Source organism: Winogradskyella aurantiaca, from assembly GCF_003362725.1.
GTDB classification, from domain to species: domain Bacteria; phylum Bacteroidota; class Bacteroidia; order Flavobacteriales; family Flavobacteriaceae; genus Winogradskyella_A; species Winogradskyella_A aurantiaca.
On the sequence record NZ_QKTV01000003.1, the window covers coordinates 65,277 to 86,932 of the forward strand.

Here is a 21,656-nt window from a genome sequence, read left to right on the forward strand (position 1 = left end):
AAATGCAGAATTTGTTTCGCCTTATAGCTTTATTAGAAGGAGTTAGTTACATCCTCCTTTTAGGAATTGCCGTACCAATTAAGTACCTATTAGAGGATCCTCAATATGTCAAGCTATTAGGAATGCCTCATGGCCTCCTCTTTATATTATACATCGTTCTTGCTATTTGGTTAAAACCCGATTATGGCTGGAATAAAAACCAATTTATTTGGGTAATCATTGCTTCTATTATACCTTTCGGAACGCTTTATATAGATAGGCGCTATCTGAAAACCAGCTAAATGAGACATAAAATTTACGATTTCCTGCTTTCCAAGGGAATTTCAGAAGGAACAGCGGCATTCCTCAACATGATGGTCTTATTAATTGCCCTTCTCATTGTGGCTTTTATTATAGACTTCATTACCAAACGCATACTTTGGAAAATATCTGAGAGTGTAGCCAAGCGCACCAGTACTAACTTTGACGATATTCTTATAACTAATAAGCTCCCAAGGAATATAGCTCATATTATTCCACTTATTATCCTCATTGAATTTGTGCCAGACGTATTCACTGATTATTTAGACATTGAGGATATTGTAGAAAAAGCGCTTAAAATTATCGCGGTATTCTTAACCCTAAGTATTGCTAGAAGCTTTTTTAGTTCGGTTAGAGATTACTTAAAAACTAAAAATAGTTTTAAGGACAAACCTATAGATAGCTACATACAGGTGTTTATGATTTTTGGTTGGATTCTTGGAATCTTTACCATGGTTGCTATTGTAACTGGTATTTCCTTCTTCCAGTTTCTGGGTTCAATAGGTGCAGCCTCAGCAATTATCATTTTGGTATTTAGAGACACCATATTAGGATTTGTTGCTAGTATTCAGGTGACCATTAATGACATGGTACGAATTGGGGATTGGATCACATTTGAAAAATACGGTGCTGATGGTGACGTGACTGAAATTAATCTAGCAACAGTCAAGGTTCAAAACTGGGACAAAACTATTACTACCATTCCAACATATGCCCTCATTTCAGATTCCTTTAAAAATTGGCGTGGTATGATGGACTCTGGTGGTCGGCGAATTAAACGTTCTGTTATCATTAGAACTGCAAGCATTCATTTTTTAACCCCTGAAGATATTGAACGTCTGAAAAAAATTGAATTGGTAAGTGATTATATCACAGAAAAAGGGAGTGAAATTGAAAAATTCAATTCGGCAGAGGGTATTGATAAAAGCGTCCTAATTAATGGACGTAACCTAACTAATTTTGGTGTATTTAGAAAGTACTTATTGACCTACATAGAAAACCATTCTGCGGTTAATAAGGACATGACTTTAATGGTTAGACAATTAGAACCAACACCTCAAGGTATTCCAATGGAAATATATGCCTTTAGTAGTGATATCAGGTGGAAGAATTACGAGTTTATTATGGGTGATATTTTTGACCATGTTTTAGCCTCAGTCAAATACTTTGATCTTGAAATCTATGAACTGGGCATGCACATAGACGCTTAACTTTTATTCAATCTGTCTCGTACAAACTCGACTTGGGTTTTTCCATGAGGTTTAGGGTTGCCGTTCTCGTCAAGATTTACCATGACAATATTGTCAACTGTTAGTATGGTTTCTCGTGTCATCATGTTTCTGGCTTCACATTTCAATACTATTGAGGAGCTTCCAAACTTTACAACATCCATACCCAATTCAACAATATCACCTTGTTTGGCCGAACTCATAAAATTGATTTCTGAAATATATTTGGTAACCACTTTTGAATTTTCCAACTGTACAACCGTATATAAAGCAGCCTCCTCATCAATCCATTCCAATAGTCTTCCACCAAATAAAGTAGCATTAGGATTTAAATCTCCTGGTTTAACCCATTTTCTTGTGTGAAATCTCATAATTAAAATAATTGATTGTTAATAACAAAGTTAACAAGATAACACAAGGTCCATCACCTCATGATTACTATTAATTAAATTTAAATCCATATTCTACTAAATCCTGAATTATGACTTCTAGATCTGAACACCTACAAGCCGCTAGGCCCACCATTGCTAGTGCTAAAATTCTGCCTGGTATGAGCTCTGAAGAGAAATTCCAAAATGCCACTTTAAGACCTGTTGTTAAGCTGCAACATGAATTATTAATATCTGTTTTTAGGAATTACATAAGTAAGCACAAGAATGTTTTTTATGAGCTATCTCTTCAAAAACAAATAGATTATATAGAAAATGCCATACACAAGGATATGAAGTTTAGAAATAGTGTCAAGGGTATGATCATTGGACAATTCACTATCTCAGAATATGAAGCTTATATTCTCAATTCCTCTGCTTTAAACAAGCGCATGATGAATATTGTTAAAGAACGTCTAATTGACAGCATTCAAATTTTTACCGAAACTAAAGTGTTAAAGGCTGTATAGTTATTGTAGTCAAATGACGTTACTTACTGAGGTTTTAACTTGTTGTTTATAATAGGGTAAACTATTTCTATAATGAAATTTTAGTGCTTCTAATTGAAAAACAACAGTCTGGGTTCACTGTATAAGGGATTCCCCGTTTAAATCGGTTGTCAATATATCACTCATCAGATCAAAAAATGGTCGTACAGATTTAAAGGCGTTATTAACATTAATCATAAAATTCTTATTCAGTACTTCAGAGTCTTTATAAGGTTTTGTAAAAATGTATTGCTTACGTCTAATTAAGTCAATAGCAGGGTGTTCTTTATTAAATCCTTTTGGTGCCGTCTTGAGAGACTCCCCTACAAAGCCTCCCCAGGCTGTTTTAAAGGACTCAGACTCAAGAATATTTCTAATTTCAGAATCGTCCATTTCAAATTCTTTACGTATTCGAAACAAGTCTTCTTTGTTTGGCTCCCAAAACCCTGTAGCAATAAAACTTTTGTCATTGGGCTGGATGTGCAAATAATAGCCTCCTCTTAATTGAGGCTTAACACGGTGGAAAGATCCACCAAAATGAGTTTTATACGGTAGTTTATTTTTTGAAAATCTAACATCTCTATATATTCTAAATACCTTAATCCGGTCAATCTGATCATGTGTTTCGAGGAGCTCGCCCAATTGATTGTAAAATTCTTTGACTTCAGATTCAATAGCTTTGAACTGTGCTTTGCGTTCATTAAACCAATCCCGATTGTTATTATTTTCAAGATTTTTCAAAAAATTAAATACCCCTTTATCTATTTGTTTTTGCATAACTATTGACGTTTTCAATGGTGTATCAAAGATAAACCTATAACAACTGCTTTGAAAAGTTTACGATATTTTTAATATTTGCGCCCAATTGCAGAGAATAATGAAAAGGATTAAATAATTTCAATTCTTTTTTTAGCAAATTTGCTAATTGAAAGAATTTTCATTATAATGCGATCTGTATTATAACTTCAATCATTTATGGGTAGACCAGCAACACGACCAACCAAGTTAAAAGACGGATATTACATTGAAATTAGAAACAAAGGTGATAAGTCTGGGGTCAAGATATATAGTGCAACCAAACTTCAAATGGAACGGGCCATTAGAATGTACGAAAGATCTAAGCAAGTATACATTCTTGGGGAATCTGTTAATGGCAAGTTCGTAGTTAAAGAACCTGTTCTTCATACGGCGAGTTAGTTACTTAGCCTATCATTTTAATTTATTATTTATAAATTGTTGATTCAATCAGCACAGAAATTTGTGCACAATTTTAACTAATTGAATCAATAATTATGAGTGAATCAACTACAAACAAGCCACACGTGTGGTTTTGGGTAATTTCTATTGTTGCCCTAATTTGGAATCTGCTAGGCGTCATGGCTTATCTTGTTCGCGCCTATGCCACGGAAGAAATGATTGCAGCTTTACCACCCGAACAACAGGCTGAATATCTTATTGAATTCCCAGCTTATTATACAGCTGCATTTGCCACTGCAGTTTTTGCCGGAGCTTTGGGATGTATCGCCTTATTATTAAGAAAGAAGTTTGCCTACTATCTATTTATAGTATCTCTTCTAGGCGTTTTAGTTCAACAAATCTACTTGTTCTTAAACGTGGATGTTCCAAGTTATGTAATGCCTGTATTAGTGGTACTGGTCTGCATATTTTTAGTTTGGTTCTCCAAGAAATCCATCAGTAAGGGTTGGATCAAGTAAAACTGAATTATTTAGAATAGAAAGGGGATTTATCCCCTTTTTTTTATTCAAATGCTATAGAGTGTAAGATCAATCCAGATGCAGGTGCAATAAAGTTAATCTTATCCAATTCACCAGTTTCTAAAGAAGATTGGATGTGCTTTGAAGTCAATTCTCCATTACCAACTCTTATGAGAGCACCCATCATTAAACGTATTTGGTTTCTTCCAAAACCTTTGCCTCTCACCTTCAAAACATAGGACGTTTCTGGAAAGAAATTAGCCCTATAATCTTGATTCATAGTTATTTCTGAAGAATCAACAGTTCTGTTGTGTATACTGTCATCGTTTGATTTGTAACAATACGCTTTAAAATTATGCGATCCTTTAAACAATTGAGCAGCTTCCATCATAAGACCAATATTTAGATCCTCCTGAATATTAGTCATAATTGGAGCGCAAAACGGATGATTCTTTTGTCCAAAAGAAAAAACATAATGGTATTCCTTAATTTTTGAATCCTGTATAACGTTAAAGTTCTTATCAACTTCAATTATGGACAAAGCCTTAATGTCTTGTGGTAGATTTAAGTTAAATAAATCTATGAACTCCTTAAAATCAGCAATCGGCGTGTCATAAATAAATAACTCAAAAGCCGCCTCGTTAGCGGATACCATAGCATCAGTGCGACCAGCACCAAGTGTTTTAAACCTGGTTTCACCGAGAACGTATTTCAGAGTCCGGTCAATCATATGGTGCAAGGTTTTCAACTGAGGTTGTTTTTGCCATCCATGAAACCGATATCCTAAATATTGGATTTTTACCAGATAATAAAACCGCTTCTCGAACACTATTGAAGATTTACTAAATACTATTGATGTCTTGATTCCAGAACTGAAACAACATCTTCTAAGGTAAAACCTTTCGCTTTAAGTAACATTAAATAATGAAATAACAAGTCTGCCCCTTCATTTAGAAATAAGTCGTCATTATTGTCCTTAGCCTCAATAACAATTTCAACCGCCTCCTCACCTACTTTCTGGGCAATTTTATTGATTCCTTTGGCAAATAGAGAAGCCACGTATGATGATTGTGAATTGCCTTCAGCTACTCGTGAGTCAATAATTTCTTCTAGACGACTTAAAAATCCAAAGTCAGACTTGTTTTCTTCATACCAGCAGGTATCAGTACCAGTGTGACAGGTGGGGCCATTTGGTTGAACCTTAACCAATATGGTATCACCATCGCAATCAACTTTCATGTCAATTAATTTGAGAACATTACCACTAGTCTCACCTTTGGTCCAAAGTCGGTTTTTGGAACGGGAAAAAAATGTAACCAATCCAGATACCTTTGTTTTTTCAAAAGCCTCTTCATTCATATAACCAAGCATCAACACGGTTTTTGTAGTGTTGTCCTGAACAATTACCGGAACTAAACCGTCGCCATTTTTATTAAAATCTATAGTCATAATCTAACCTCTATATCCTGTTCTTTAAGTTGTTTCTTTAATTCCATAATTGGAATTTCACCAAAATGGAATACACTAGCTGCCAATGCCGCGTCCGACTTTCCTTCTTTGAAAGTATCCACAAAATGTTGAACAGTACCCGCTCCACCAGAAGCTATGATAGGAATGTTTACCAAGTCAGACAATTTAGCTAGAGCCTTGTTTGCGAAGCCAGATTTAGTTCCATCATGATTCATTGAGGTAAATAAAATTTCCCCTGCGCCTCGTAGTTCAACTTCTACAGCCCATTCAAATAATTTAAGGTCTGTTGGAATGGTCCCACCTGCCAGGTGCACGTACCATTCATCATCGATTTGTTTCGCATCTATGGCTGCAACGATGCATTGACTGCCAAATTTTTCAGACAATTCATTAATTAAATCGGGGCGTTTCACTGCAGCGGAATTAATCGAGACTTTATCAGCACCACAATGCAACAGATCATCAACATCCTCTACCGAGGAAATTCCACCACCAACCGTAAACGGAATATTAACTTGCTCTGCTACCTTTAAAACCATGTCATGCATGGTCCTTCTGCGCTCTTGAGTCGCTGAAATATCTAAAAAAACCAATTCGTCAGCGCCTAATTCCGCATACTGTTTAGCCAAAACCACCGGATCTCCAGCGTCCCTTAGGTCAACAAAATTAACCCCTTTTACGGTGCGGCCGTCTTTAATATCCAGGCAGGGTACAATTCTTTTTGTGAGCATACTAACTATTTGTAATTATAAAATTCTCCAACTCTTTAAGACTAATTCTGTTCTCATAAATTGCCTTCCCTATAATGACACCTTCGCATCCTAATTCTTCAAGTTGTGGTAATTCCTCAAACTTTGAAATACCTCCTGAAGCAATCAATTTAATACTTGGATTTCTTTTAAGTATAGCTTCATAAAGCGAAAAAGATGGCCCTTGAAGCATTCCATCCTTTGAGATGTCAGTACAAATTACATAGGTAATTCCTTTGGTCTCATAGGATGCTATAAATGGAATTAGATCCAATTCACTATTTTCAAGCCATCCACTAGTTGCTATTTTGCCATCTTTTGCATCTGCGCCTAAAATTATTTTCTCAGAGCCATGAGTGTTTATCCAGCTTTCAAATAAACCAGGATCTTTAACAGCAATGCTTCCACCAGTAATTTGATTGGCACCGGATTCAAAGGCAATCTTCAGATCATTATTTGACTTTAATCCCCCACCAAAATCAATCTTTAGTCCAGTTCTTGTTGCAATGGCTTCCAGGACATTATAATTAACAATATGACTCGCCTTTGCACCATCAAGATCAACCAAATGCAGATACTCAATCCCAGAATCTTCAAAGGATTTGGCTACCTCTAATGGATCTTCATTGTAAACCTTTTTGGTATTGTAATCTCCTTTAGTAAGTCTAACACATTTACCATCGATAATATCTATTGCAGGAATAATTCTCATATTATAGATTTAAAAAGTTTTGAAGTAATTTTTCTCCAATTACACTACTTTTTTCAGGATGAAACTGTACACCAAAAAAATTATCATTCTCTAATGCAGAAGCATAGTTAAATCCATAATCTGTTGTGGCAATCGATTCTTCACAATATTCGGCATAATAACTATGCACCAAATACATATAGCTACCTTCTTCTATATCCTTAAATAATGGTGACTTTAAGTCTTTAATAATATTCCAGCCCATTTGAGGAACTTTCAAGTCATTTGAAAATCGTTTTACTTCGGTGTCAAATATTCCTAAACCAGTGGTATTCCCTTCTTCGGTATGGTTGCACATCAGCTGCATTCCCAAACATATGCCTAATACTGGCTGTTTCAACTGGGGGATTAATGCATTAAGTCCGGATGCTTCTAACTTATTCATAGCAGATTTTGCTTCACCAACCCCCGGAAATATAACCTTGTCTGATTTTAGTATGTCTTCAGGGTCATCGGATAACTTTGCTTCAAAGCCTAAACGCTGAAAGGCAAACTGAATGCTTTTAATATTTCCTGCCCCGTAATTAACAATCGATAATTTCATTAGAGTACTCCTTTTGTTGATGGTAAAATCATTTTTTCAACATCGCGCTTGACTGCCATCTTAAGAGCTTTAGCGAAAGCCTTGAATATCGCCTCAATTTTATGGTGTTCATTATCACCTTCAACTTTAATATTTAAGTTACATTTAGCCCCATCAGAAAACGACTTAAAGAAGTGGAAGAACATCTCTGTTGGCATTTTTCCAACCATTTCTCGTTTAAACTCCGCATCCCAAACAATCCAATTACGCCCACCAAAGTCTATAGATACCTGAGCTAATGAATCATCCATAGGCAGACTAAATCCATACCTTTCAATTCCTAATTTGTTACCAAGAGTAGTGGCAAAAACCTCACCAAGTGCTATGGCGGTATCCTCTATGGTGTGATGTTCATCAACTTCTAAATCACCATCAACTTGAATATTTAAATCAATTTGACCATGGCGCGCAATTTGATCTAGCATATGATCAAAAAAGGCAATTCCCGTATTGATTTGACTTTGGCCCGAACCGTCCAAATTAAGATCGATTTTAATTTTGGTTTCGTTAGTGTTGCGCTCAAAACTACCTATACGTTCTGTGGATTTTAAAAACTCATATATCTCCTTCCAATCATTAGTTTCAAGCGCTATATATGACGAAAGCTCATCATTAGTCACAGTGACCTCATCCGATCCTAAATAGGTCTCATCATTGATATAAATTCCTTTTGAACCAAGATTCTTTGCCAATTCAACATCCGTTAAGCGGTCTCCAATTACAAATGAATTTTCAAGATCATAGTCACCGTTCATATAATGCATTAACAAGCCTGTATTAGGTTTTCTTGTAGGAGCATTATCTTTTGCAAATGTTCTGTCAATTATTTGTTCAGAAAACACAACCCCTTCCTGTTCAAAAGTTTTCATGATAAAATTATGGACTGGCCAAAAAGAATCTTCGGGATATACCTCAGTTCCCAGTCCATCCTGATTGGTGACCATGACCAATTCAAAATTCAATTCTTTGGCAATTTTCGACAGATATTGAAATACTTGAGGATAAAACTCAAGTTTCGAAAAACTGTCTATTTGCTCATCTTCAGGTTCACGAATAAGGGTTCCGTCTCGATCTATGAATAATATAGGTTTCATTGTAACTCTTTTAATGCTTTAATAAGTGCTTTATTTTCTGTATTTGTACCCACTGTGAACCTTAAACAATTGTGACATAAAGGTTGGTTGGTTCTGTTTCGAACAACAATTCCTTTTGAAATAAGTTCTTTATATCGCATATTGGCGTCATCTACTCTTACCAGAATAAAGTTAGCATCAGACTTATAAACCTCATCAATAAATCCAATATCGTCAAGAGCTTCGAAAAGTTTTTTGCGGTCTTTTAGAATTGTATTCACTTCATCTTTAACATTGGTCAAGTCATTCAATCGTTCTAAAGCTTTCGTTTGTGTTAACTGATTAACATTATAAGGCGGTTTAATTTTATTTAGAACAGATATTATAAACTCTGATGCAAAACAGATACCAAGCCTAATACCGGCCAAACCATAGGCCTTGGACAAAGTCTGCGTTACAATCAAATTAGGAAACTCATTTAATCGACTCAACCAACTCTGACGCGTTGAGAAATCGATATAAGCTTCATCAATAACTACAATCCCTCTAAATTTGGCAATTAGTTGCTCCACTAGACTAGCATCAAAACTATTGGCCGTTGGGTTGTTTGGTGAACACAGAAACAGTAGTTTGGATTTATTATTTTGGATCTTTAGAATCTCATTAACTTTTGGTTGGAAATTCGAATTAAGCTCAACCTTAATAATCTCTGCGGCATTTAAGTCCGCCAAAACAGAATACATTCCATATGTTGGAGGTAATGTGATGACATTATCTTTATTTGGTTCACAAAAGGCACGAAAAATAAGATCAAGGACTTCATCGCTACCATTGCCAAGTAAGATTTGATTTTCTGGAACTCCTTTTATCTCTGATAGTCTCTTTTTAACTAAAGTTTGCTGGGGATCCGGGTAGCGATTAACCTCGGATTCAAATGGATTCTCATTGGCATCAATAAAAACCATATCAGCCGAAGCGTCCTTGTATTCATCCCTAGCAGATGAATAGGCGGTAATTCCTTTTATGTTATCTCTGAGTAACGATTCGACAGTCATGACTTTAAATCCTTTAATCTTAAGCTTACTGCATTCTTGTGTGCGTCTAAGCCTTCAGCCTCAGCCATCAGTTCTATAGCACCACCAATATTCTTAATACCTTCTTCGGATATTTTTTGAAAAGTCATACTTTTTTGAAAACTATCAAGGTTCACACCTGAATAGGCTTTAGAAAATCCGTTGGTAGGTAATGTGTGATTAGTACCTGAAGCATAGTCACCAGCACTTTCAGGAGTATAATTACCTATAAATACCGAACCAGCGTTTCCAATATTATCCACAAAATAGGAATCATTTGAGGTTGTAACAATAAAATGCTCTGGGCCATAATCATCTATAATTGTCAAGGCATCTTCAAAATTGGGAACAACTATGGTTCTTGAATTTTCTATAGCGCGCTTTGCAATGTTTTTTCGAGGTAGATTCTGTAATTGATTATTAACTTCTTGACTCACTTCTTCGGCAAATGACTCTGAAGTTGTGACTAAAATAACCTGACTATCTACCCCATGTTCCGCCTGACTCAAAAGGTCGGATGCTACATAACTAGCCTTGGCAGTTTCGTCCGCCATTACCAAGAGCTCACTTGGTCCTGCTGGCATATCAATAGCCACTCCATATTTGGTTGCCAATTGCTTTGCAACAGTCACATACTGGTTTCCAGGACCAAATATTTTATATACCTGCGGTATGCTTTCTGTTCCGAAGGTCATTCCCGCAATGGCTTGGATACCTCCCACTTTAAAAACTTTGGTGACACCGCATAAACTGGCGGTATACAATATTTCATCTGCAAGTTCACCTTTTTCATTTGGTGGAGAACACAGAACAATCTCCTTTGATCCTGCAATTTTAGCAGGTACTGCTAACATTAGAACCGTAGAAAATAAAGGTGCTGTCCCACCTGGAATGTAAAGTCCCACTTTTTGAATAGGTCTTTTTTCTTGCCAACATTCTACACCTTTCATGGTATCAACTTTAACTCTTTCTGATTTCTGGGCCTTGTGAAATGTTTCGATATTAGATTTAGCTAATTGAATAGCTGATTTCAACTCTGGACTTACTCTACTCGATGCTTTGCTTAATTCCTCAGCACTAACAACAAGGCTATCAAGATCTACCTCATCAAACTTAGACGTATAGTTTAACAGTGATTGGTCACCATTCTTTCTAACTTCATTGAAGATTTCGTCAACAGTTTGCTCTATATCATCTACGGTTTTAGTGGGACGCTCAAGCAGCTCTAGCAACAAACTCCTTTCAGGATTCTTATAGATCTTCATTATAGTACCATATTTTCAATTGGACATACCAAAATTCCTTCAGCCCCATTAGCCTTTAGCTCATCAATTACTTCCCAGAAGTCATTTTTATTGATAACAGAATGCAACGAACTCCAGCCTTCCTTAGCTAGTGGTAAAATGGTTGGAGAGTTCATACCTGGTAGTATTTTACAAATATCATCCAGCTTATCATTAGGAGCATTTAGCAACACATACTTATTGGATCTACCTCTTAATACAGACTTTAATCTAAATTGGATCTTATCAATCAGGGCTTGTGATTCTGCGCTAATTGCTGGTGAGGTGGCCAATACTGCTTCAGATTTCAATAACATCTGAATTTCTTTTAGGCCATTCTTAAACAGCGTACTACCACTAGAAACTATATCACAAATAGCATCTGCCAAACCAATATTAGGAGCAATCTCCACAGAACCATTGATTATGTGCAAATTGGCCTTAACTTCTGCTTTTTCAAGATACTGTTCAACTGTGTTTGGATAGGAAGTGGCAATTCTTTTTCCTTCCAGATCTTTAAGATTTTCAGCATTGGAAGACTTTGGAACAGCGATAGATACCCGGCACTTGGAAAACCCTAAGCGTTCCACTATGGTTATGTCCTCACCTTTTTCTATAAGAACATTCTCTCCAATAATGGCAGCATCTACTACCCCATCTCTCAAATATTGAGGGATATCCCCATTTCTAAGGTAAAATACCTCTAATGGAAAATTTCTGGCAGAGGCCTTAAGTTGGTCTTTGCCATTATCAATGGAAATACCGATTTCTTTTAAAATCTTCATGGAATCGTCATGAAGACGTCCGGATTTTTGTACTGCAATTTTTAATTTACTCATTTTTCTGTCTTAGTTGAAAACATCAAATGTTAGAAATAAAAAACCCATTTGATGTTCTCAAACGGGTTTAAAATATCTATTGATTTTATTCAATACATTTCTAACTCGCTTGAGTGCAAGTATTGAAATGATGATGATGTAATTGAATAAAACTCATGTTTCTTTTTCCTGAACAAATTTTCAGAAAAATATTTTAGAATTCCAAGGTATTAACAAACTTTTATTGATTACCTAAAATAATTGGCATACCTGATTCACCTGATCCAATGATTACCACCTTTGAATTTGGTGATTCCGCCAGTTTATTTGTTGCCTCAATCCCCTTATCCTGGAGGATTTTATCAGTTAATGACGCACTTAAAATTTTATTAGCATCGGCTTTACCCTGCGCTTCTATACGTTGTTTTTCGGCCTCTTTTTGAGCTGTTACTAATCTAAACTCATATTCTAGAGATTCCTGCTCTTGTTTCAATTTACGCTCTATAGCCTGCTTAATGGTTGGAGGCAATTGAACATCCTCGACCAACACTCTTTTAACAATTAAGTATTGTCCATTTAGAAGCTTAGTAACTTCGTCTAAAATTTCTTGTTCGATAACATCTCGTTTACTTGAATACAATTGCTCTGGAGTGTAACGCCCTACAACAGATCTAGCAGCTGCATTAATTGCAGGATCTAGAAGTTCATGTTCATAATCTTCACCTTTAGTTTTAATTAAATTGCCTAAGTTACTATACTCCGGTTCATACCAAATTGTACCATTAACTTTTACTTCTAATCCATTAACGGATAATACATTCATGTTATCCGAAACAGATTGCTGTCTAACTTTTCTAATTATCATTTCATTCCAAGGAGCCACAATATGAAATCCCTCTCCGTAGGTCTTTTCGGTGTTTATTCCATCTCCAAACCGCTCAAAAATTACACCGCCCTCACCTGGGCCAATAGTCACAGCTGATTTTGCAACTAAAATTATTAAGAACACTATTCCAATTAATATTGGAAGACCAACTTTTGGTAATTTATCCATCTGATTTTAATTTAAATTAATCCGTTATACTTTCTTATAAACCATTCCAAAGATACGGCTATTGCTATTAAAGCTAATAAATAATACCAATCAATTAAGGCTTTAGTTTCACGAATCTCTTTTTGAATGGTAACAAAATTTCCATCCTCATTAAGATTAGAAATCAATTCATTTATTGTGTCGCTATCATAAGTCAAACCAAGTTGGTTTGTAGCCAAGGCACTGAGATAAGAATAGTTAGATCTCAGGTATTGTTGTTCTATATTAAAAGCAATAACAGTGAATACACCCGTCTGCGATATTCTATCTTTTTTATTGCTTACACTAAATTCATAAGTTCCGGATTCCAAACCACTTAAATCCACCTGATAGCCATCTTCAGCATACAGTAGTGGCAATTCACGTATGTTGTTAGTCTCTGAATTCTTAATTGATATTGACAAATTAGCCGTATTGTCAATTTCATAAGATTCATTAAAGAATTGTGCTTTAATTAAAATCTCATCGGAGCTATTGTAAAATGATTCATAATCAACAATAAGACGCTGACGACGTTTATTAGAACTTAAATACTGTACCAGCTTTCCAATAAAGGTGTCAAAATTTTCAAAGCTTCCAAACCCTAGATACGATTGTGCTCTCCATCTCCAAAGGCCCTCACCAAGAAGAAGACCATGCTTTTCTTCATTAAGTTCCATGGTACTTAACATTGGAAAACCTGTGGGATTTCCATTAACCGATTTATAAATAGCGGTCTCAACCGAAGAATTGAAACTTATAGTCCCAAACTCTGATCGCAAAGGCGGAAAATCTTCTAATTGAGTATCACTTATTATAAAGGGCCCAAACGCCGTATTTAAATAGGGTTGATATAACTCTTCCTGATAGGTGATTTCCTGGTCATATAGGTTTTGATTGTCATTTAATAAATCCCAATCTGTCGTGGGGCCGGATATGACCCATGTATTGAAAGTCCCTTCAAATAAAGGTTCTAATATGGCATTAAATGAAATATCAGGTTGGTATAATACTACTAACTGAAATTCATTCATCCTGCTTGAGAAATCCTTAGGGCTTAGTAATGACACCTCTCGCTGATCATTGCTAGTTATAGCTTTCTTAAGGGCACCAATATCCGGATGGGGCCTGTTATAAACAATGGCTACCTTAGTCTTCTGATCAATAACCTCGATTGCAAATTCTTTGCTGTTATTAGCCTCGTTTTTTTCATTAGATAAAGGCCCTATCTCAACCGAATAATTTTGAATACCTAAGGTATTTGCTGTTAAGACCGCAGTGATAATTTCAGAAGTGTTTGTTGAATTAAAATCTAAGTTTTGAGAAAAAACAACCGAATTACCATTGGAAATCTTAAGCTGGGCGCTTTGCGACAGCTTACCAGAATAGTTTACTAATATTTCAATCTCAAACTTGTTTTTATGATAGACATACCTATTATGATTGACACGGCTAACGGCTAAATCTTCATATGAGGTGGTATCACCAAGAACAATGGGATAAATGCTCTTATTACCATTTAACAATGAAAACCTAACATCGGCACCAAAGGTTTGATTACCATCACTTAAGACCAATAATGGGGCTATGGACTCTTCAAAAATATCATCATAACCATTTATAAGGCTCGAAAAGTCAGTTTTATTATCATCAAATCCCAGACTATCCAATCTCGTGAAATTGTTTCCGAACTTGAAGTATTCAATGTCAAATTTTGAATTTAATTGTGCAGCCTTTCTTATTTCACCCAATACTTGAGACACTTCTGTTTGCAAATTTAGATGCCTCATAGAGGCAGAATTATCAACCGCAACTACCAGTTTTGGCTTCTTATTTGAATAAGAGACTTGTTCAAATTTTGGATTGATAATGAGGAGTACGACGCAAAATAGGGTCATACTGCGCAAAAAAGCTAACACCCATTGCTTCGGTCCTCTATCTTTTACCTTAATCACATATTGAAACAGCGCTATAAATAGCGCCGCAACAAATGATAATATTAATACTGTAATTGTGGTAAAATCCATATAATTGGTTTGCTATGTTAGCATACCTCCATCCACATTTAAGGTTTGTCCTGTCACATAGGCACTCATATCACTGGCTAGAAAGACACAGGCATTAGCAATATCTTCAGGAGTACCACCTCGTTTTAATGGAATGGCTGCCCTCCATCCTTTCACTGTTTCTTCATCTAGCTTTGCAGTCATTTCAGTTTCGATAAAACCAGGAGCAATAACATTACATCTGATGTTTCTTGATCCAAGTTCTAAGGCTACAGACTTTGAAAACCCAATAATTCCAGCTTTTGAAGCGGCATAATTAGTTTGACCAGCGTTACCTTTAACACCAACCACAGAACTCATGTTAATAATGGATCCTTTACGTTGTTTAAGCATGGTCCTTTGAACGGCTTTGGTCATGTTAAAAACCGATTTAAGGTTGACTTCAATTACTTTGTCAAAATCCTCTTCCCCCATACGCATCAATAAGTTGTCTTTTGTAATACCGGCATTATTGATAAGAATATCGATAGCTCCAAAATCTTCTAATACCTGATCAACTAGTTCTTGTGCCTCTGTGAAACTAGCGGCATTACTTTGGTAGCCCTTAGCTTTAATTCCAATATCCGACAATTCTTTTTCCAATGCTTTAGCTGCATCTACTGATGAACTATAGGTGAAAGCAACATTAGCCCCATTTTTAGCAAATACTTCGGCAATTCCTTTTCCAATTCCACGACTTGCACCTGTTATAATGGCTACTTTATCTTGTAACATATTTTTACTTTTTTAATTATTGATTGGTTAATTAGTTACCTTAAAACAACTTAATTTCAAAGATAGAAGATACAATTTGTATGATATAAAAAAACCTTACAAGATTTTGTAAGGTTTTTAACAGTATTTTTATAAAACTACGGGCTAGCCCAATACTTCGGCCACTTTTTTACCAATTTCAGCAGGCGAATCCACCACATGGATACCACAGGCTCGCATAATTTTTTTCTTGGCTTGAGCAGTATCATCACTTCCACCTACAATAGCACCGGCATGCCCCATGGTTCTCCCAGCAGGAGCAGTTTCACCAGCAATGAAACCTACAATAGGTTTGGAACTACCACTTGATTTATACCAATTGGCTGCATCTGCCTCTAACTGCCCACCTATTTCACCAATCATTACAACGGCTTCAGTTTCTGGGTCATTGATCAATAGCTCAACAGCCTCTTTGGTTGTGGTTCCAATAATAGGATCCCCACCAATTCCAATAGCAGTAGTAATACCTAGGCCTTGTTTCACAACTTGATCAGCAGCCTCATAAGTCAAGGTACCTGACTTAGAAACAATACCTACTTTTCCCTTCTTAAAGACAAAACCAGGCATAATACCTACCTTAGCCTCATCAGGTGTAATTACACCGGGGCAATTTGGACCTACCAATCTACAGTCTCTATCTTTAACATAATCAGAGGCCTTAATCATATCTGCAACTGGAATTCCTTCAGTAATTGTAATTATGACTTTAATTCCCGCATCAGCAGCTTCCATTATTGCATCAGCAGCAAATGCTGGTGGAACAAAAATGATGGATGTATCAGCAGCAACAGCATCAACCGCTTCTTTAACAGTGTTAAATACGGGTTTGTCAAGATGAGTTTGCCCTCCCTTTCCTGGAGTAACACCCCCAACGACATTTGTACCATATTCAATCATTTGACCTGCGTGAAATGTTCCTTCACTACCAGTAAATCCTTGTACTATAATTTTAGAATCTTTATTAACTAAGACGCTCATATTTGTCTGATTATTTAATTTTTATTGCGCTGCAAAAATAATCCTTATAATAGGAAAACAGAAGATTATTATTTACTTATTTTTTTTAGCTGTTCTAGGATATCAGGAATTTTGCGAATTGCTGCAATCTCCTTGTATTTTGATCGGAATTCGTCTGCGGGAGTACCAAAATAGTGCTTGCCGCCTTCCAGAGATTTACTAACTCCTGATTGAGCAGAAATTGTTACCTTATCGCCTATTGTAATTCCACTTGTAACTCCTACCTGGCCCCAAATGGTCACTTCATCGCCAATTACAACGCAGCCCGCAATTCCAGTATGTGATGCTATAAGACATTTTTTACCAATAACAGTATCATGTCCTATTTGAATCTGATTATCTAACTTAGAACCAGACCTGATAGTTGTTGCCGCAGTAACACCTCTGTCGATGGTACAAGATGCACCGATATGGACATCATCTTCAATTACAACATGGCCACCAGAAATCAATTGATCATAACCTTCTGGCCGTTTCTTGTAATAAAAGGCACTTGCACCTAAAACTGTGCCTGAATGAATGATGACATTATTTCCAATAATAGTATCATCATAAACAGTGACATTAGGATGGATTACACAATTATCACCTATCACCACATTATTTCCAATAAATACATTGGGTTGAATAATAGTATTTTCACCAATCCTAGCCGATTCCGCAATGGATGCATTTGCAGCCCTAAATGGTTTAAAGTGCTTAGTAAGTTTATTAAAATCTCTAAACGGATCTTCGGATACCAACAATGCCTTTCCTTCGGGACACTCCACTTTTTTATTAATCAAGACGATCGTCGCAGCGGAATTTAAGGCCTTATCATAATACTTAGGATGATCTACAAATACAATGTCTCCTGATTCTACTACATGGATTTCATTCATGCCATGAACAGGAAAATCAGGTTCACCAACATACTCAGCATTGATAAGTTCAGCTATATATTCTAAGGATTGTACAGTTGGGAATTTCAATTGAAATTATTCTTTAATACGTTCTTTGTAGGTTCCTTTTTCCGTTTCAACCTTAATTTTATCGCCTTCGTTTATAAATAATGGCACATTAATAGTTGCGCCCGTTTCAACTGTAGCCGGTTTGGTGGCATTAGTAGCAGTATTACCTTTGACTCCTGGTTCTGTGTGTGTTACTTCCAAAATAACACTAGCAGGCATCTCAACCGATAAGGGTAAACCATCCTCAGTATTAATTAAAACAGTAACAACTTCACCTTCTTTCATGAGGTCTGGACGATCCAGTGTACTTTTTTGAAGTGCAATTTGAGAATAATCAGCAGTATTCATGAAATGATAATCATCAACATCATTATACAGATACTGAAATTTATGAGTTTCAACCCGGACATCTTCAATTTTATGACCTGCAGAAAAGGTGTTATCGATAACTTTTCCTGTCGTAACACTTTTAAGCCTGGTTCTTACAAATGCAGGGCCCTTACCAGGTTTTACATGTAAGAATTCAATGATTTTATAGATATCGTTGTTGTATTTAATACATAATCCATTTCTAATATCTGATGTACTTGCCATAATTAATACTGATCAACAGTGTTTAAAATTAATTTGATTTAAAATACCCTTTCATTATTCCGCGGTGGGAGTTTTTGATAAACTGCAATATTTCATCGCGTTCAGGAGTTGCGGCCACTTCTGCTTCAATGATTTCAGAGGCCTGGGTATTGTTATAATTTCTTTGGTATAAAATTCTATAAATATTTTGAATCTCCCGGATCTTCTCTGTAGAATAACCTCGACGTCTTAACCCAACAGAATTGATGCCTACATAGGACAATGGCTCGCGAGCGGCTTTAACAAACGGTGGAACATCCTTTCTTACTAATGAACCACCAGTAACAAAGGCATGATTTCCAATGGAGCAAAACTGGTGAACAGCCGCCATACCTGCTAAAACTACATAGTCGCCTACGGTTATATGTCCCGCCAAGGTACTATTGTTTGAAAAAATACAGTTATCCCCAACAATACAATCATGCGCCACGTGGCAGTACGCCATAATAAGACAATTATTACCTATAACAGTCTTCATTCTATCGGTTGTACCGCGATTAATGGTTACACACTCTCTAATGGTAACATTATCACCAATCTCGGCAGTCGTGTCTTCATCATTATATTTTAAATCCTGAGGTACAGCCGAAATTACCGCCCCTGGAAATATGTTGCAGTTTTTACCAATTCTTGCACCTTCCATGATGGTGACGTTACTGCCAATCCAGGTTCCTTCGCCGATAACTACATTATTATGAATGGTGGCAAATGGTTCTATGACCACATTTTTGGCAATCTTCGCACCAGGGTGCACATATGCTAACGGTTGATTCATTTTGTCTTATTTAACTTTAGAGATTTGAGCCATGAGTTCAGCTTCTGCGCATAATTTCCCATTGGCATAGGCATACCCTTGCATATGACAAATCCCTCGTCTAATTGGAGTTATTAAGGTACACTTGAAAATAAGGGTATCACCAGGAACTACCTTCTGTTTAAATTTCACCTTATCAATTTTCATAAAATACGTGAGATAGTTTTCAGGGTCTGGCACAGTACTTAGCACCAAGATACCCCCGGTCTGGGCCATTGCCTCTACAATTAAAACCCCTGGCATTACTGGTGCCCCAGGAAAGTGACCACGAAAGAAGTCTTCATTCATAGTCACGTTTTTCATACCTACCACATGTTCTTCGGTAAGTTCAAAAATTTTATCTATTAGTAAGAATGGTGGTCTATGAGGTAGCATAGCCATAATCTCATTAACATCCTTTAATGGTTCGGCGCCAAGATCTATACTAGGTACGTTATTACGACGCTCATTTTTAATCACCTTTTGCATTTTCTTAGCAAACTGTGTATTAACAAAATGCCCAGGCTTATTAGCTATCACCTTGCCACGCAATCGAACACCTATTAGAGCCAAATCACCAACCACATCAAGTAGTTTGTGTCTAGCTGCTTCATTTGGATAGTGCAAGGTCAGGTTATCTAAAATACCATTCGGTTTTACTGCTATACTTTCTTTATTAAAAGCCTTTTTCAATTTTTCAATGGTACTGTCAGAGATCTCCTTATCCACATAAACAATAGCATTGTTGAGATCACCACCTTTTATTAACCCATGTTCCAATAACATTTCTAATTCATGCAGAAAGCTAAACGTTCTTGATTTAGATATTTCAGTTTTGAAATCTGATAACTTAGACAGGGTAGCATTTTGAGTTCCTAAAACTTTGGTCCCAAAATCCACCATGGTCGTAATCTGATAATTCTTGGAAGGCATGAGAATAATTTCGCTTCCTGAATCCTCATCATAATAAGAAATGTTCTCAGTAACTACATACTCTTCTCTCACCGCCTCTTGCTCGACTACACCAGAAATTTCCAATGCCTCTATAAAAAATTTCGAAGAACCGTCCATAATGGGTGGTTCAGAAGCATTCAGTTCAATTATAACATTGTCAAGATCCAAACCTACTAAAGCCGCCAGTACATGCTCCGATGTCTGAATGACTACTCCATTCTTCTCAAGGCAGGTGCCTCGTTGTGTATTAGTTACATAACCAGCACTTGCTTCAATAGTAGGTTCACCTTCTAAATCAACACGTTTAAAAGCAAATCCAGTATTTTCTGGTGCCGGCTTAAATTTTAAAGTGACCTGATCACCAGTATGTAATCCCACTCCTTTTAAAGATACCTCTTTAGAAATGGTCTTTTGTTTTATCTCGGTTTTAACTATTCCCATCTAATTTTTTTTCAATATCCGAAATGGTTTTTACCCATTTTGGGAAATTTTTAAAGTGTACATAGGATTTATTATAATCTGCATATGCTAATGCAGGTGATCCTTGTAACACCTCATTATCTTTTACATTTCTACCAATTCCTGACTGCGCTTGGATTTTTACATTATTACCAATAGTAATATGACCTACGATTCCTACCTGTCCCCCGATTTGACAATTCTCACCAATCTTAGTAGATCCGGCAATTCCTGTTTGGGCTGCAATTACAGTATTTCTGCCAATTTCAACATTATGAGCAATTTGAATTTGGTTATCCAATTTAACCCCACGGCGGATTATGGTAGACCCTAAAGTTGCTCTGTCTATAGTAGTACCGGCTCCAATATCTACATAATCCTCAAGAATCACATTTCCTATCTGCGGAACTTTGGAGTATTCTCCTTTTTCATTCGGTGCAAAACCAAAACCATCTGCCCCGATAATAGCCCCTGAATTAATCACACAGTTGTTTCCAATAATACAGTCTGAATACACCTGGCTGCTCGAAAATATAATGGTATTATCACCAATTTCTACATTATCACCCACGTATGAATTTGGAAAGATCTTGACATTGTCGCCTATTTTCACATTGTCACCTATATATGAGAAGGCACCTACGTAGATATTTTCACCATAGGAAACTGAGTCAGATATAAAAGACGGGGTCTCAATCCCCGATTTATTAAGTTTGATTTGGTTGTAATACTCTAATAATTTTGAAAAAGCCTTATAGGCGTCCTGGACTTTAATGAGAGTCGTTGTAATTTCCTGTTCAGGCTCAAAATCTTCGTTGACAATAGTTATACTAGCTTTGGTAGTGTAGATGTAGCTTTTGTACTTAGGATTTGCCAAGAAGGTTAAAGATCCTTTTACTCCCTCCTCGATCTTTGCCAATTTAGAGACCTCAGCTTCTGGATTTCCTACTACTTCACCTTCTAATATTCCTGCTATTTGCTGTGCTGTGAATTTCAATT

25 protein-coding genes are annotated in these 21,656 nt (G+C 36.4%); 5 read left to right on the top strand and 20 right to left on the bottom strand.

All coding sequences use genetic code 11. The annotated features are described in order from the left end of the window. Nucleotides 1-2: 2 nt before the first annotated feature. Both DN064_RS06350 and DN064_RS06355 read left to right on the top strand, forming a co-directional pair. Nucleotides 3-281, top strand: a complete 279-nt coding sequence (locus tag DN064_RS06350) for a DUF3817 domain-containing protein (RefSeq protein WP_115461802.1) — start codon at nucleotides 3-5, stop codon at nucleotides 279-281. After that, nucleotides 282-1,511: a mechanosensitive ion channel family protein gene (locus DN064_RS06355; RefSeq protein WP_115461803.1), complete on the top strand. Its 1,230-nt coding sequence runs from the start codon at nucleotides 282-284 to the stop codon at nucleotides 1,509-1,511. On the opposite strand, the gene DN064_RS06360 is transcribed toward DN064_RS06355, so the two are convergent. Continuing rightward, nucleotides 1,508-1,900 (bottom strand): acyl-CoA thioesterase, encoded by a 393-nt coding sequence (locus DN064_RS06360; RefSeq protein WP_115461804.1) that lies wholly within the window; start codon nucleotides 1,898-1,900, stop codon nucleotides 1,508-1,510. The two genes, DN064_RS06355 and DN064_RS06360, sit on opposite strands and share 4 nt — an antisense overlap. Before the next feature lie 110 nt (nucleotides 1,901-2,010). Between DN064_RS06360 and DN064_RS06365 the strand changes: the two genes are divergently transcribed. Next, complete coding sequence (locus DN064_RS06365) at nucleotides 2,011-2,427, top strand: glyoxalase (protein WP_115461805.1); 417 nt, start codon at nucleotides 2,011-2,013, stop codon at nucleotides 2,425-2,427. A 114-nt stretch (nucleotides 2,428-2,541) separates the two neighbouring features. On the opposite strand, the gene DN064_RS06370 is transcribed toward DN064_RS06365, so the two are convergent. Beyond that, nucleotides 2,542-3,222, bottom strand: coding sequence for a DUF2461 domain-containing protein (locus DN064_RS06370; RefSeq protein ID WP_115461806.1), 681 nt, complete (start codon nucleotides 3,220-3,222; stop codon nucleotides 2,542-2,544). 198 nt (nucleotides 3,223-3,420) lie between these two features. On the opposite strand from DN064_RS06370, the gene DN064_RS06375 reads away from it, so the two are divergent. Together DN064_RS06375 and DN064_RS06380 are read left to right on the top strand one after the other, a co-directional pair. After that, nucleotides 3,421-3,642 (top strand): hypothetical protein, encoded by a 222-nt coding sequence (locus DN064_RS06375; protein WP_115461807.1) that lies wholly within the window; start codon nucleotides 3,421-3,423, stop codon nucleotides 3,640-3,642. Nucleotides 3,643-3,737: 95 nt separating this feature from the next. Then, nucleotides 3,738-4,160 carry a hypothetical protein gene (locus DN064_RS06380; RefSeq protein WP_115461808.1) on the top strand — a complete coding sequence of 141 codons (423 nt, stop codon included), beginning with the start codon at nucleotides 3,738-3,740 and terminating at the stop codon, nucleotides 4,158-4,160. Between the two features lie 43 nt (nucleotides 4,161-4,203). Here the strand turns inward: DN064_RS06380 and DN064_RS06385 are convergent, their stop codons facing one another. From DN064_RS06385 to lpxD, 18 genes are all read right to left on the bottom strand, one after another. Continuing rightward, nucleotides 4,204-4,908 carry a tRNA pseudouridine synthase A gene (locus DN064_RS06385; RefSeq protein WP_317047362.1) on the bottom strand — a complete coding sequence of 235 codons (705 nt, stop codon included), beginning with the start codon at nucleotides 4,906-4,908 and terminating at the stop codon, nucleotides 4,204-4,206. Nucleotides 4,909-5,009: 101 nt separating this feature from the next. After that, nucleotides 5,010-5,609, bottom strand: coding sequence for a bifunctional phosphoribosyl-AMP cyclohydrolase/phosphoribosyl-ATP diphosphatase HisIE (hisIE, locus tag DN064_RS06390; protein WP_115461810.1), 600 nt, complete (start codon nucleotides 5,607-5,609; stop codon nucleotides 5,010-5,012). Then, nucleotides 5,606-6,361, bottom strand: a complete 756-nt coding sequence (gene hisF, locus DN064_RS06395; protein WP_115461811.1) for an imidazole glycerol phosphate synthase subunit HisF — start codon at nucleotides 6,359-6,361, stop codon at nucleotides 5,606-5,608. The genes hisIE and hisF overlap by 4 nt, the downstream gene beginning before the upstream one ends. Nucleotide 6,362: 1 nt before the next feature. Further along, the gene (gene hisA, locus DN064_RS06400) at nucleotides 6,363-7,091 is read right to left on the bottom strand and encodes a 1-(5-phosphoribosyl)-5-[(5-phosphoribosylamino)methylideneamino]imidazole-4-carboxamide isomerase (RefSeq protein WP_115461812.1); all 729 of its coding nucleotides are present in this window, start codon (nucleotides 7,089-7,091) and stop codon (nucleotides 6,363-6,365) included. 1 nt (nucleotide 7,092) lies between these two features. Next, nucleotides 7,093-7,674, bottom strand: coding sequence for an imidazole glycerol phosphate synthase subunit HisH (gene hisH, locus DN064_RS06405; RefSeq protein ID WP_115461813.1), 582 nt, complete (start codon nucleotides 7,672-7,674; stop codon nucleotides 7,093-7,095). Next, nucleotides 7,674-8,807 carry a bifunctional histidinol-phosphatase/imidazoleglycerol-phosphate dehydratase HisB gene (gene hisB / locus DN064_RS06410; protein WP_115461814.1) on the bottom strand — a complete coding sequence of 378 codons (1,134 nt, stop codon included), beginning with the start codon at nucleotides 8,805-8,807 and terminating at the stop codon, nucleotides 7,674-7,676. The genes hisH and hisB overlap by 1 nt, the downstream gene beginning before the upstream one ends. Then, complete coding sequence (gene hisC, locus DN064_RS06415; protein WP_115461815.1) at nucleotides 8,804-9,841, bottom strand: histidinol-phosphate transaminase; 1,038 nt, start codon at nucleotides 9,839-9,841, stop codon at nucleotides 8,804-8,806. Before hisC ends, hisB begins: the two co-directional genes overlap by 4 nt. After that, nucleotides 9,838-11,124, bottom strand: a complete 1,287-nt coding sequence (hisD, locus tag DN064_RS06420) for a histidinol dehydrogenase (RefSeq protein WP_115461816.1) — start codon at nucleotides 11,122-11,124, stop codon at nucleotides 9,838-9,840. Before hisD ends, hisC begins: the two co-directional genes overlap by 4 nt. Continuing rightward, the gene (hisG, locus tag DN064_RS06425; protein WP_115461817.1) at nucleotides 11,124-11,981 is read right to left on the bottom strand and encodes an ATP phosphoribosyltransferase; all 858 of its coding nucleotides are present in this window, start codon (nucleotides 11,979-11,981) and stop codon (nucleotides 11,124-11,126) included. The genes hisD and hisG overlap by 1 nt, the downstream gene beginning before the upstream one ends. Before the next feature lie 220 nt (nucleotides 11,982-12,201). Beyond that, complete coding sequence (locus DN064_RS06430; RefSeq protein WP_115461818.1) at nucleotides 12,202-13,014, bottom strand: prohibitin family protein; 813 nt, start codon at nucleotides 13,012-13,014, stop codon at nucleotides 12,202-12,204. Between the two features lie 11 nt (nucleotides 13,015-13,025). Further along, nucleotides 13,026-15,059, bottom strand: coding sequence for a VWA domain-containing protein (locus DN064_RS06435; RefSeq protein ID WP_115461819.1), 2,034 nt, complete (start codon nucleotides 15,057-15,059; stop codon nucleotides 13,026-13,028). A 12-nt stretch (nucleotides 15,060-15,071) separates the two neighbouring features. Continuing rightward, nucleotides 15,072-15,812: a 3-oxoacyl-[acyl-carrier-protein] reductase gene (fabG, locus tag DN064_RS06440; protein ID WP_115461820.1), complete on the bottom strand. Its 741-nt coding sequence runs from the start codon at nucleotides 15,810-15,812 to the stop codon at nucleotides 15,072-15,074. A 144-nt stretch (nucleotides 15,813-15,956) separates the two neighbouring features. Further along, nucleotides 15,957-16,829, bottom strand: a complete 873-nt coding sequence (gene sucD / locus DN064_RS06445) for a succinate--CoA ligase subunit alpha (protein ID WP_115461821.1) — start codon at nucleotides 16,827-16,829, stop codon at nucleotides 15,957-15,959. Nucleotides 16,830-16,897: 68 nt separating this feature from the next. After that, nucleotides 16,898-17,839, bottom strand: coding sequence for a UDP-3-O-(3-hydroxymyristoyl)glucosamine N-acyltransferase (locus DN064_RS06450; protein WP_115461822.1), 942 nt, complete (start codon nucleotides 17,837-17,839; stop codon nucleotides 16,898-16,900). Nucleotides 17,840-17,845: 6 nt separating this feature from the next. Next, nucleotides 17,846-18,412 (bottom strand): elongation factor P, encoded by a 567-nt coding sequence (gene efp / locus DN064_RS06455; RefSeq protein WP_115461823.1) that lies wholly within the window; start codon nucleotides 18,410-18,412, stop codon nucleotides 17,846-17,848. 28 nt (nucleotides 18,413-18,440) lie between these two features. Next, the gene (gene lpxA, locus DN064_RS06460; protein WP_115461824.1) at nucleotides 18,441-19,226 is read right to left on the bottom strand and encodes an acyl-ACP--UDP-N-acetylglucosamine O-acyltransferase; all 786 of its coding nucleotides are present in this window, start codon (nucleotides 19,224-19,226) and stop codon (nucleotides 18,441-18,443) included. 6 nt (nucleotides 19,227-19,232) lie between these two features. Continuing rightward, nucleotides 19,233-20,639, bottom strand: coding sequence for a bifunctional UDP-3-O-[3-hydroxymyristoyl] N-acetylglucosamine deacetylase/3-hydroxyacyl-ACP dehydratase (locus DN064_RS06465; RefSeq protein WP_115461825.1), 1,407 nt, complete (start codon nucleotides 20,637-20,639; stop codon nucleotides 19,233-19,235). Further along, entirely contained in the window at nucleotides 20,626-21,654 is a 1,029-nt protein-coding gene (gene lpxD / locus DN064_RS06470) for a UDP-3-O-(3-hydroxymyristoyl)glucosamine N-acyltransferase (RefSeq protein ID WP_115461826.1), read from the bottom strand. The genes DN064_RS06465 and lpxD overlap by 14 nt, the downstream gene beginning before the upstream one ends. Between the last annotated feature and the right edge of the window lie 2 nt (nucleotides 21,655-21,656).

What these genes read in the sequence shown, in the direction of transcription:
- hisIE (WP_115461810.1), bottom strand. Translation starts at nt 5,609, where the DNA reads ATGACTATAGATTTTAATAAAAATGGCGACGGTTTAGTTCCGGTAATT.
- hisH (WP_115461813.1), bottom strand. Translation starts at nt 7,674, where the DNA reads ATGAAATTATCGATTGTTAATTACGGGGCAGGAAATATTAAAAGCATT.
- DN064_RS06380 (WP_115461808.1), top strand. Translation starts at nt 3,738, where the DNA reads ATGAGTGAATCAACTACAAACAAGCCACACGTGTGGTTTTGGGTAATT.
- DN064_RS06430 (WP_115461818.1), bottom strand. Translation starts at nt 13,014, where the DNA reads ATGGATAAATTACCAAAAGTTGGTCTTCCAATATTAATTGGAATAGTG.
- sucD (WP_115461821.1), bottom strand. Translation starts at nt 16,829, where the DNA reads ATGAGCGTCTTAGTTAATAAAGATTCTAAAATTATAGTACAAGGATTT.
- DN064_RS06465 (WP_115461825.1), bottom strand. Translation starts at nt 20,639, where the DNA reads ATGGGAATAGTTAAAACCGAGATAAAACAAAAGACCATTTCTAAAGAG.
- efp (WP_115461823.1), bottom strand. Translation starts at nt 18,412, where the DNA reads ATGGCAAGTACATCAGATATTAGAAATGGATTATGTATTAAATACAAC.
- DN064_RS06355 (WP_115461803.1), top strand. Translation starts at nt 282, where the DNA reads ATGAGACATAAAATTTACGATTTCCTGCTTTCCAAGGGAATTTCAGAA.
- hisG (WP_115461817.1), bottom strand. Translation starts at nt 11,981, where the DNA reads ATGAGTAAATTAAAAATTGCAGTACAAAAATCCGGACGTCTTCATGAC.
- DN064_RS06375 (WP_115461807.1), top strand. Translation starts at nt 3,421, where the DNA reads ATGGGTAGACCAGCAACACGACCAACCAAGTTAAAAGACGGATATTAC.
- DN064_RS06435 (WP_115461819.1), bottom strand. Translation starts at nt 15,059, where the DNA reads ATGGATTTTACCACAATTACAGTATTAATATTATCATTTGTTGCGGCG.
- lpxA (WP_115461824.1), bottom strand. Translation starts at nt 19,226, where the DNA reads ATGAATCAACCGTTAGCATATGTGCACCCTGGTGCGAAGATTGCCAAA.
- hisA (WP_115461812.1), bottom strand. Translation starts at nt 7,091, where the DNA reads ATGAGAATTATTCCTGCAATAGATATTATCGATGGTAAATGTGTTAGA.
- hisB (WP_115461814.1), bottom strand. Translation starts at nt 8,807, where the DNA reads ATGAAACCTATATTATTCATAGATCGAGACGGAACCCTTATTCGTGAA.
- DN064_RS06365 (WP_115461805.1), top strand. Translation starts at nt 2,011, where the DNA reads ATGACTTCTAGATCTGAACACCTACAAGCCGCTAGGCCCACCATTGCT.
- DN064_RS06360 (WP_115461804.1), bottom strand. Translation starts at nt 1,900, where the DNA reads ATGAGATTTCACACAAGAAAATGGGTTAAACCAGGAGATTTAAATCCT.
- DN064_RS06370 (WP_115461806.1), bottom strand. Translation starts at nt 3,222, where the DNA reads ATGCAAAAACAAATAGATAAAGGGGTATTTAATTTTTTGAAAAATCTT.
- hisF (WP_115461811.1), bottom strand. Translation starts at nt 6,361, where the DNA reads ATGCTCACAAAAAGAATTGTACCCTGCCTGGATATTAAAGACGGCCGC.
- hisD (WP_115461816.1), bottom strand. Translation starts at nt 11,124, where the DNA reads ATGAAGATCTATAAGAATCCTGAAAGGAGTTTGTTGCTAGAGCTGCTT.
- DN064_RS06350 (WP_115461802.1), top strand. Translation starts at nt 3, where the DNA reads ATGCAGAATTTGTTTCGCCTTATAGCTTTATTAGAAGGAGTTAGTTAC.
- hisC (WP_115461815.1), bottom strand. Translation starts at nt 9,841, where the DNA reads ATGACTGTCGAATCGTTACTCAGAGATAACATAAAAGGAATTACCGCC.
- fabG (WP_115461820.1), bottom strand. Translation starts at nt 15,812, where the DNA reads ATGTTACAAGATAAAGTAGCCATTATAACAGGTGCAAGTCGTGGAATT.